Source organism: Flavobacterium sp. (genome assembly GCF_044371705.1).
Classification (GTDB): Bacteria; Bacteroidota; Bacteroidia; order Flavobacteriales; family Flavobacteriaceae; genus Flavobacterium.
In genome coordinates, this window is sequence record NZ_JBILTE010000177.1 from 1 (window position 1) to 5,272 (window position 5,272).

Below are 5,272 nucleotides of genomic sequence, written 5' to 3' on the forward strand. Positions count from 1 at the left end.
AATCGTTAACTCCCATTAGTAAATCTAATCACCTATTGCTTATTTAAGTGAATATAGCACTATAAAAAATAAAGCCATTTATAATCATAAAAAGCAATGCCGGTAAAGAAACCCAAAGCGAATCGCCTATTTTGATTCTAACAACAACGCCAAAAAACATTAACAAAGCCAAACCACCTGATGCTAAAAGTAACAATGGTTGGAATTTTAAACCTAACAGCAAACCAATAGCACCCAAAAGTTCCAAAACTGCTGTGAGTGCCCCTACTTTTTCAAGTCCAAAACGTTTAAATTCACTTTTCATTTTTGTTGAAGTAAAATAGGCCAATCCGTAAATGAAAAAAGAAAAGCTGGAAAAAAAAATCAATACGTTAAGCACGGTCATTATTTAATTACTTCTAATGATACAGCAGCAACAAAAAGACAAAGCAGCAATAGAAATAATGAAGGTAAGTGTTTGTGCCAAGGATTACTCACTTTAAAATGAAAATATTGGGCTGAAATCATTAAAAAAGCCATTAATAATGAAGGAATAAGTATTAATTCAGGGTGCCAAATACCAACAATTAATAAGGTTGACAAGGCTATTTTTGTTGCACCAACAGCACTGCGAACTAAATCACTTAATTGATATTGTTTAAATTCTTGCTCGACGTTGTGAAAACGAAAAACCCAAACAATGATAATTGAAAAGGCAATGATAATTTGAGCAATTGTAGAGTAAGTTGTCATATTTTAGTTTTAGATTTTAGTTAGGTAACTCCAATAGTGCTCTTTTGTAGCCTAAACGGTACAATTCTAAGCCACATAAAGTTCAGTGCATCAATAGTTATCTAGAATGAGCATCACAACTGATAATACTTCAAATATATAAAAAATTACCGACTGTTACCAAGAACTAATTTTGATTTTATTGCAAGTTTTAATTGAAATCAATTTTTAGTGGCTTCTTTTTATGTCTTAAAATATTATTTTTTATACTAACGAAGCATATAACTAGTAAGATTTGGTGACTAGTGCATTTCAGTCAACTTTCCTTTAACATTTACAATAACTTTAATACTTTGTGCGTTCGTGATTTGTTAACTTGCAAGCAGAAATTTAATAGCACACGATGGAACCAATCAAAATACTTTGGGTAGACGACGAGATTGATTTACTTAAACCACATATACTCTTTTTAGAACAAAAAAACTATAGCGTAACTAAGTGTAACAACGGAAGAGATGCCATTGATATCTTTGAAAAAGGAAACTTCGACATTGTATTCCTTGACGAAAACATGCCCGGAATGAGTGGTTTGGAAACACTTTCGGAAATGAAAGAAATTAAATCGGCGATTCCGATGATTATGATTACCAAAAGTGAGGAAGAATACCTGATGGAAGAAGCCATCGGATCTAAAATTGCCGATTATTTGATTAAGCCGGTCAACCCCAATCAGATTTTATTGAGTTTAAAAAAGAACTTGGACCATTCGCGACTTATTAATGAAAAAACCACAATGGATTATCAAAAAGAGTTCCGAAAAATTGCGATGGATTTAGCGATGGTTAACTCCTTTGAAGATTGGGTGGATTTGTACAAACGACTGACTTTTTGGGAACTGGAATTGGAAACCATCGAAGACCAAGGTCTGATTTCCATACTAGAGTCACAAAAAACAGAGGCGAATGTGCAATTTGGCAAATTCATTGAGAAAAATTACGAAGATTGGTTTGTGGACAAAGCACACAAACCGGTACTTTCGCACAAATTATTCCGCGAATTGGTGGTTCCTGAATTAGTTAAAAAAGACAAACCTATTTTATTTGTTGTTATTGATAATTTGCGTTACGATCAATGGAAAGCTTTTGAAGGAATTGTAAACAATCACTACAAACTGGAAAAAGAAACCGCTTATTTTGCCATGCTTCCCACAGCAACGCAGTATGCTAGAAATGCAATTTTCTCTGGTTTGACGCCTTTGGAAATGGAAAAACAATTTCCCCAATTCTGGAAGAATGATGTGGAAGACGGCGGCAAAAACCTCTACGAAGATCAATTTTTAGCTGCCCAATTGAAACGATTGGGACTAAATATTAAAAGTGAATACTATAAAATTACAAACATTCGTGATGGTAAAAAATTAGTAGATAATTTCAAAGGACTCAAAAATAACGATTTAACTACAATTGTATACAACTTCGTAGATATGCTTTCGCATGCAAAAACAGAAATGGATGTAGTGAAAGAATTGGCTTCCAATGACAAAGCCTATCGTTCATTAACGGCAAGTTGGTTTAAAAATTCTCCTTTATTGGAGATGATTCAGCTAGCTCAGCAACTGGGATTCCGTTTAATATTAACCACCGATCATGGAACCATCAATGTGAAAAACCCGTCGAAAGTAATCGGTGATAAAAATACAAGTTTAAATTTAAGATATAAAACAGGCAGAAGTCTCACTTTTGAAGACAAAGATGTGTATGCAGTAAAAGATCCAAAAAAAATTGGTTTACCTGCCATCAATATGAGTAGTTCGTTTATTTTTGCAAAAAACGATTTGTTCTTGGCATACGTAAACAATTACAATCATTACGTCAGCTATTACCGAAACACCTACCAACATGGAGGTATTTCGTTAGAAGAAATGATTGTGCCGTTTTTAGTGTTTAATCCAAGATAGGATTCTAAGTCAAAAGTCTTAATACTTAATACTTAATACTTAATACTTAATACTTAATACTTAATACCTCTATGCAACATACATTTGATTTAGCACATATTAACGAGGCTGCACGTTATTTTTTAGCAGCAAATCCACCAAAAGTGGTTTTATTTCACGGTGAAATGGGTGCCGGAAAAACGACTTTCATCAAAGCGTTGTGTGTAGCGTTAGGTGTCAAATCGCCAACTTCAAGTCCAACATTCTCTTTGGTTAACGAATATGAAGCAACCGAAGGTTTAGTCTATCACTTTGATATGTACCGTTTAAAAAGCGAAACTGAAGCGTTGGATTTCGGCATAGACGATTACTTGTTTTCAGGGAATTGGTGTTTTATCGAATGGGCAGAAAAAATTCCCAACCTAATTCCTGATGAACATTTGGTTGTTACATTAACCGTTGTGGCAGACGGAAAACGTGAGTTGAAGTTTTAGCAATTACAGAAAAACCGCTGTTTACCGAATTCTTAAAATTCTCGACTACTTATCAAAAAAATTCCTAAATTAGTGACTTAATTTACAGACAACTCATGCCACTAACGCCGTTTTCAAAACAACAGTTGCTACCTCAGGAAGAGAAGCTTGAAATTGCCCGTCATAAAAGTGAATTGTTTATCGGGATTCCCAAAGAAACTTCCTACCAGGAACGACGTATTTGTTTGACACCGGACGCAGTGAATTCGCTGGTTTCGCACGGACATCGGGTTTTAATTGAAGCAGGTGCCGGCGAAAGTTCTAGCTATTCCGATAAAGAATACAGCGATGCCGGAGCGGAAATAACCCAAGATCCAAAGAAAATATTTGGCTGTCCGATGATTCTAAAAGTAGAACCACCTACTATGGTGGAAATCGAGTTGATGAATCAAGGAACCGTAATCATTTCAGCCATTCAATTAAAAACCAGAAAGAGAACCTATTTTGAAGCTCTTTCAAAAAAGAAAATAACCGCTTTGGCTTTTGAATTTATCAAAGACGATGACGGTTCGTATCCTGCCGTAAAGTCTTTAAGCGAAATTGCTGGAACAGCCTCCATTTTAATTGCTGCTGAACTGATGATTAATCAGGAATTCGGTAAAGGTTTACTGTTTGGAAATATTACAGGCGTTGCTCCAACCGATGTAGTCATTATCGGAGCCGGAACGGTGGGAGAATTTGCTGCACGAACCGCTTTAGGTTTGGGAGCATCAGTCAAAGTTTTTGACAATTCCATCACTAAACTTCGCCGTTTACAAAACAGTTTAAACCAACCTATTTTCACTTCAACGATTCATCCCAAAGGATTATTAAAAGCTCTCCGACGTTGTGATGTAGCCATTGGAGCCGTTCGCGGAAAAGATCGCACACCGGTTTTGGTGACTGAAACCATGGTGGAACACATGAAAAAAGGAGCTGTAATTGTGGATGTCAGCATTGATACGGGTGGTTGTTTTGAGACTTCGGAAATCACCACTCATGAAAAACCGACATTTATTAAAAGCAACGTAATTCATTATTGTGTTCCGAATATTCCTTCGCGTTATTCCAAAACAGCTTCGTTATCGATAAGTAACATTTTAACGCCCTATTTGATTAATATTGCAGAAGACGGTGGTTTGGAGAGTGCCATTCGTTGCAACCGCGGACTCAAAAACGGGGTTTATTTTTACCACGGAATCTTAACCAATAAAACCATTGGTGATTGGTTTGACTTGCCGAACAGCGACATCAATTTGATTGTGTTTTAAATGCATTTGGTTAGGACAGTTGTTTAATAGTTACTATTTTTGCCGCTGAAATAAATATAACATGAAATTCTATCAACGGTTAGCCTTTTTCCTTTTCGGATTACTACTAGGAGTTATTTTCCTAATTTACTTTTTAGGTGCTAAAGCCGAATCCAGAGGGGTTACCTTTTGTTATTTACCCAATTGCAGAGTGTTGAAAGACATTCGAAGCAAACCTTTTTACTATTCGGAAAATGCAACAAAAGTAATGCAGGAAAAATGGGTAGACACCACCGATATCCGCAATACCTTAACTTATGGCGATGTTGATTTCAGCAAAAGTAATGTAAAAGTCGGAGCCGGTAAATTATATATAGTCGAAGGCAAAACGACAGATCAAACGCCTATTTTATTGGAAGTAATTAATTATGACAAAAAAGTCGTGCTTCAAGGGATTTCGAAATACAAAGTGGAATAAATTCAATTTGAATAAGTTACAAAAAAGCCACTCGAATAATTTTGATTGGCTTTTTTTATGGGATTAATCCTCAATCTTTCTACGCTTGCGTTCTTTAGTTATCAGCATCAACTCGCGACTGGTTTGTCCGGCAACAGAAGTGTTTTCTTCCGCACGTCGGATTAAATAAGGCATCACATCGCGTACTGGTCCGAACGGCAAATATTTCGCAATGTTAAAACCATTCGAAGCCAAATTAAAACTAATATTATCACTCATTCCATACAATTGCCCGAACCAAATTCTAGAGTCGTTTTTAGCGATTCCTTTTGCATGCATCAATTCCATCAATTTATACGAACTCAATTCGTTATGTGTTCCTGCAAAAACGGCCATCGTATCTAAA

At 35.8% G+C, this 5,272-nt stretch carries 7 protein-coding genes; 4 read left to right on the forward strand and 3 right to left on the reverse strand.

Annotation, left to right across the window (positions count from 1 at the left end; genetic code table 11):
- Window positions 1-43: 43 nt before the first annotated feature.
- Window positions 44-385, reverse strand: coding sequence for a DoxX family protein (locus tag ACIQ2S_RS10935; RefSeq protein ID WP_396175891.1), 342 nt, complete (start codon window positions 383-385; stop codon window positions 44-46).
- A complete protein-coding gene (locus tag ACIQ2S_RS10940) occupies window positions 385-732 on the reverse strand; it encodes a DoxX family protein (protein ID WP_396175893.1) in 348 nt (115 codons plus the stop codon). The genes ACIQ2S_RS10935 and ACIQ2S_RS10940 overlap by 1 nt, the downstream gene beginning before the upstream one ends.
- 382 nt (window positions 733-1,114) lie before the next feature.
- Here ACIQ2S_RS10940 and ACIQ2S_RS10945 point away from each other — a divergent pair, with 382 nt between their 5' ends.
- The 4 genes from ACIQ2S_RS10945 to ACIQ2S_RS10960 all read left to right on the forward strand — a co-directional run bounded on the left by ACIQ2S_RS10945 (window position 1,115) and on the right by ACIQ2S_RS10960 (window position 4,887).
- On the forward strand, window positions 1,115-2,668 hold the full coding sequence (locus ACIQ2S_RS10945; protein ID WP_396175895.1) for a response regulator: 1,554 nt from the start codon (window positions 1,115-1,117) through the stop codon (window positions 2,666-2,668).
- Between the two features lie 71 nt (window positions 2,669-2,739).
- Window positions 2,740-3,141, forward strand: coding sequence for a tRNA (adenosine(37)-N6)-threonylcarbamoyltransferase complex ATPase subunit type 1 TsaE (tsaE, locus tag ACIQ2S_RS10950; RefSeq protein WP_396175897.1), 402 nt, complete (start codon window positions 2,740-2,742; stop codon window positions 3,139-3,141).
- 95 nt (window positions 3,142-3,236) lie between these two features.
- Window positions 3,237-4,430: an alanine dehydrogenase gene (locus ACIQ2S_RS10955; protein ID WP_396175899.1), complete on the forward strand. Its 1,194-nt coding sequence runs from the start codon at window positions 3,237-3,239 to the stop codon at window positions 4,428-4,430.
- Window positions 4,431-4,491: 61 nt separating this feature from the next.
- Window positions 4,492-4,887 carry a DUF4258 domain-containing protein gene (locus tag ACIQ2S_RS10960; RefSeq protein WP_396175901.1) on the forward strand — a complete coding sequence of 132 codons (396 nt, stop codon included), beginning with the start codon at window positions 4,492-4,494 and terminating at the stop codon, window positions 4,885-4,887.
- 63 nt (window positions 4,888-4,950) lie between these two features.
- Here ACIQ2S_RS10960 and ACIQ2S_RS10965 read toward each other — a convergent pair.
- Window positions 4,951-5,272, reverse strand: a 322-nt coding sequence (locus tag ACIQ2S_RS10965; RefSeq protein ID WP_396175903.1) for a proline dehydrogenase family protein, incomplete at its 5' end; no start/stop codon positions are given.

Bases quoted from the DNA above. Each gene is read 5' to 3' on its own strand.
- tsaE (WP_396175897.1), top strand. From the start codon at position 2,740: ATGCAACATACATTTGATTTAGCACATATTAACGAGGCTGCACGTTAT.
- ACIQ2S_RS10940 (WP_396175893.1), bottom strand. From the start codon at position 732: ATGACAACTTACTCTACAATTGCTCAAATTATCATTGCCTTTTCAATT.
- ACIQ2S_RS10945 (WP_396175895.1), top strand. From the start codon at position 1,115: ATGGAACCAATCAAAATACTTTGGGTAGACGACGAGATTGATTTACTT.
- ACIQ2S_RS10955 (WP_396175899.1), top strand. From the start codon at position 3,237: ATGCCACTAACGCCGTTTTCAAAACAACAGTTGCTACCTCAGGAAGAG.
- ACIQ2S_RS10960 (WP_396175901.1), top strand. From the start codon at position 4,492: ATGAAATTCTATCAACGGTTAGCCTTTTTCCTTTTCGGATTACTACTA.
- ACIQ2S_RS10935 (WP_396175891.1), bottom strand. From the start codon at position 385: ATGACCGTGCTTAACGTATTGATTTTTTTTTCCAGCTTTTCTTTTTTC.